This window comes from Ideonella sp. P3_A4, assembly GCF_056403075.1.
In genome coordinates this window covers 1-3915 of the sequence record NZ_JBFUGE010000564.1, presented here as the reverse complement: position 1 = coordinate 3915, position 3915 = coordinate 1, and the positions used below count along the sequence as shown (strand labels likewise).

Genomic DNA, 3915 nt, shown 5'->3' with positions numbered 1-3915 from the left:
ACGACGTCAACAACCCGAAGCTGCTGACCGGCATCCGCACCAAGACCGCGGCAGGCGTCGAGCGCAACCTGGTCACCTATGCCTACGAGAGCTACACCGACAACGGTGTGGCCAAGACCCGCCTGAAGAGTGTCACGGTCGACCTGACGCCTGAGGACACCGCCGACAACAAGGTCTACACCACCGAGTACGCCTACGACGCCGTCACCGGCTGCGTCAAGACGCTGAAGCAAAGCGACGGCAGCAAGCTGGAGTTCACCTACCTCCAAGACGGCACCAAGCGCGTCGAGACGGTCACGCAGACGTTGACCGATTCGACGACGTCGACGACCACCTACGCCTACACGAGCGGCCGCACCACGGTGACCGACCCGATGGGCAAGAACTGGGTGTACGACTACGTCACCACCTCCGGTCCCAACAAGGGCCAGTTGCTCAAGCTGACCAGCCCGGCGCTGGGCACGGGCACTGGCATCACCCAGAGCTACACCTACGACGCCGACGGCAACGTCCTGACCATCACGAACGGCGACGGCGAGACCGTCGCGATGGCGTACGACACCCGTGGCAACCAGACCAAGGTCACCGACCAGCTGGGCAATGTGGTCGAGCGCACCTACGACGCAGTGACCAACCAACTGCTGACTGAAACGCGCACTCGCGCCTCGGCACCGGCGCTGTTGGATCAAGGCGGCGTCACGATGGTGGGCAGTGACGTCGTCAAGACCGGCGGCGCCAACGGGTCATGGGACTCATCGGTGCGCAGCAGCGGCGGATTGGCCGCCGCCGACGGCCCCACCGTGAGCTTCATTCCGGGGCAGATCGACAAGGGGCTCATGGTCGGCCTGGGAACCGATCCGACCACGGATCACAGCTACACGTCGATCGACTATGCCTGGTATTGCATGGCTAATACCGCCGACGGCGCGACAGCGGGCTCGCTGCGGATCTACCGTGACGGGCAACTGGACACGACCTTCGCTGGCGGCACGTACAAGTCGACCGACCGCCTGCGGGTGACCTACATCCCCGGCGTGTCCGGTGGTCCCGGCAAGGTGCAGTTCCTGAAGAACGACACACCGGTCCACACGATCGACAACGTCACCATCACCAACCCCCTCTACCTGGATTCGAGCTTCCGGGACAGCGGCGGAAAGATCGGCAGCCTGAGCTTCGGCACATCCAGCGGCACCACCCCGCTGCTGGCCGAGTCCAACGCGGCGGTGTCGGGCAGCGGCACGGTGACCAAGACGAGCGGCACGAACGGCGCGTGGGACGCGTCCGTGCGCAGCCTGACAGGCTTCTCCGACGGCGCGATGGTCAGCTTCAAGGCTGGCCAGGACAACGCGTCGTTCATGGTGGGGCTGGCGAGAGATCCGGCGGCCAGCGACAGCTTCGGTGCGATCGACTACGCGATCTATTGCCACAGCGACGGCACGCTCTCGGGCTATGAGAGCGGCGACGCCGTCGCGTTCAACCTGGACAACGGCCTGACGCCCAAGTACTCGGCCACCGACACACTCAAGGTCGTCTACAACAAGTCCACCGGCAAGCTGCAGTATCTGCGCGGCACCTTCCTGCTGCGCGAGGTGGCGGTGACCGACGCCCCGACGCTGTACCTGGACAGCACCATCGCCTCGTCCAGCGCGGTCATCAACTCGCTGCAGTTCGGCAAGCTGGGCTTGACCACGGTGATGGGGGCCGCCCGCAACTTCGGCGTGAGCATCGCCAATGACACCGTCACCAAGAACGGTGGCGTCAACGGCGTGTGGGACACCTCGGTGCGCAGCCAGGTGGGCTATGTGGGAACCGCCAACCTGAGCTTCTCGGCCGGTCAGTACAGCAAGGAGTTCTTTGTCGGGCTGAACAGCGACCCGGCCAGCAGTGCCAGCTTCAGCAGCGTCGACCACGCCTTCTACTTCTTCGGGACGAACCAGTTCCAGATCCGCGAGATCCGGGTGGTCGATGGCGTCAGCACCAGCACCAACCTGCTGGCGACCCCGGGCACCTACAGCACCAGCGACAAGTTCGAGATCAGGCTCAACGGCAACAAGATCCAGTATCTGCAGAACGGCGGCGATCCGCTGCTCGAAACCACGGCAGCGAGCACCCTGCCGATGTACGTCGACACCAGCTTCAAGCACACCGGCGCGTCGATCACCAAGCTGCGCTTCAGCGACCGCGTGCTGCCCGAAGAGACCACGCGCTACGTCTACGCCGAATGGAACCCGCGGCTGCTGCGCTATGCGATCACGCCCGCCGGGCGGGTCACGGAGTACCGGTACACGGTCTACGGCGAGCTGCAAACGCAGATCAGCTACACCAACGACGTATACACCTCGGGCACGGCCACGCTGGCGCAGCTGGATGCGTGGGTCACCAGCGTGAAGGACCAGGGGCACCTGACGTCGACGGTCCGCACCGACTACACCTACGACGTGCGCGGCCTGCTGAACTACGAGGACAAGTACCTCAGCGTCGACTCCAACGGCGCAGGCGTGGACACACGCCGCACCACCTTCATCTATGACCAGGCCGGACGCCTGCTGCAGACGATCACGCCCAGCAGCAGCCCCGACGACGAAGCCGGCAACGCGACCTCGACCTACAGCTACGACGGCCTGGGCCGCCTGCTGACGGTACAAGATCCGCACGGCGTGCTGACCACCACGACCTACAGCGACGCCACCCAGACGGTGACGCTGAAGAACACGCAGACCACGGCGACCACCACCTCGGTGTACGACAAGGCGGGCCGGCTGGTCAGCGTGGTGGGCGCCGGCAGCTCCGGCAGCACGCTGTACACCTACGACGCCGCGGGCCGGCTGCTGATGACCACCGAGGCGCTGGCCGACAAGTCGGCCACCGGTGCGCGCCACTTCTACCTGTACGACGAAGCCGGCCGGCAAGTCGGCCACATCGAGACTCTCGGCACGATCGGCAGCACGGGCACGCCGCCCGCCTACCAAGGTCGCCTGACCGAGATCACCTACGACAAGGCCGGCCGCGCCACGCGCAGCTACACCTATTCCAATGCGATCGACCTGAACAGGGTGATCGACCAGGCCACGGGAACCCTCAAGCCGGCAGTGACGCTGAGCACCGTTCGCCCCGCCAGCGACAACCTGGACCTGCAAAGCTGGAACGTCTTCGACGATGCGGGCCGCCTGGTCTACGAGATCGGCGATGCGGGCGCGGTCACGCAACACGACTACGACGGTACCGGACGCCAGGTGCGCACGATCCGCTACTCGGTGGCAATCACGGCCACGAGCGCCCCCTCGGTGGCCTACGTCAAGGCCCAACTGGCCAGCGACGCGGTAGAAGCCGGCGCCGCGGCCGACCGCAGCGAACGCTACTTCTACGACTCCGAAGGCAAGCTGACGGCCACGCTGGACGGCGAAGGCTACATCACGCTGAACACCTACAACTCGGCAGGCCAGTTGGTGCGCACGCGCCGCTATGCGAACCAGGTGCCCGAGAACGAGCGCGCTGGTGGCGGCCGCCTCACCGAGGTACTGCCAGCCGACGACCCCCTGCGGGACCAACTGGAGACCTTCTACTACGACGGCCGCGGCATGCTCAAGGGCCATGTCGATGCCGAGGGCTACATCACCCGCAACTCGTACAACAACCGTGGCCAGCTGCGCAACCGCACGCGCTATTCGGACAAGCTCACGACCACGCCGCCGGACTGGGCCGCCGACTTCGACTCGCTGTTGACGAAGATCCCTCGCGATTCGTGGGATACGCTGTTGCCCGACGATCGCCGCGAGTATTGGTACTACATGCTCGACGGCCAGGTGCTCAAGACCACCAACTTCGAGGGCACCAGCACCCAGTACGACTACGACACCGCGGGCCGGGTGATCAAGGCCACGGTGGGCTCCGGCACCGATGCGCGCATCACCAGCC

The 3915-nt window shown here is 65.5% G+C and carries 1 protein-coding gene; it reads left to right on the top strand.

Annotation, left to right across the window (positions count from 1 at the left end):
- Positions 1-3915: RHS repeat domain-containing protein (locus AC1DYI_RS28990; protein ID WP_477207583.1), on the top strand; the 3915-nt coding region annotated here is incomplete at both ends.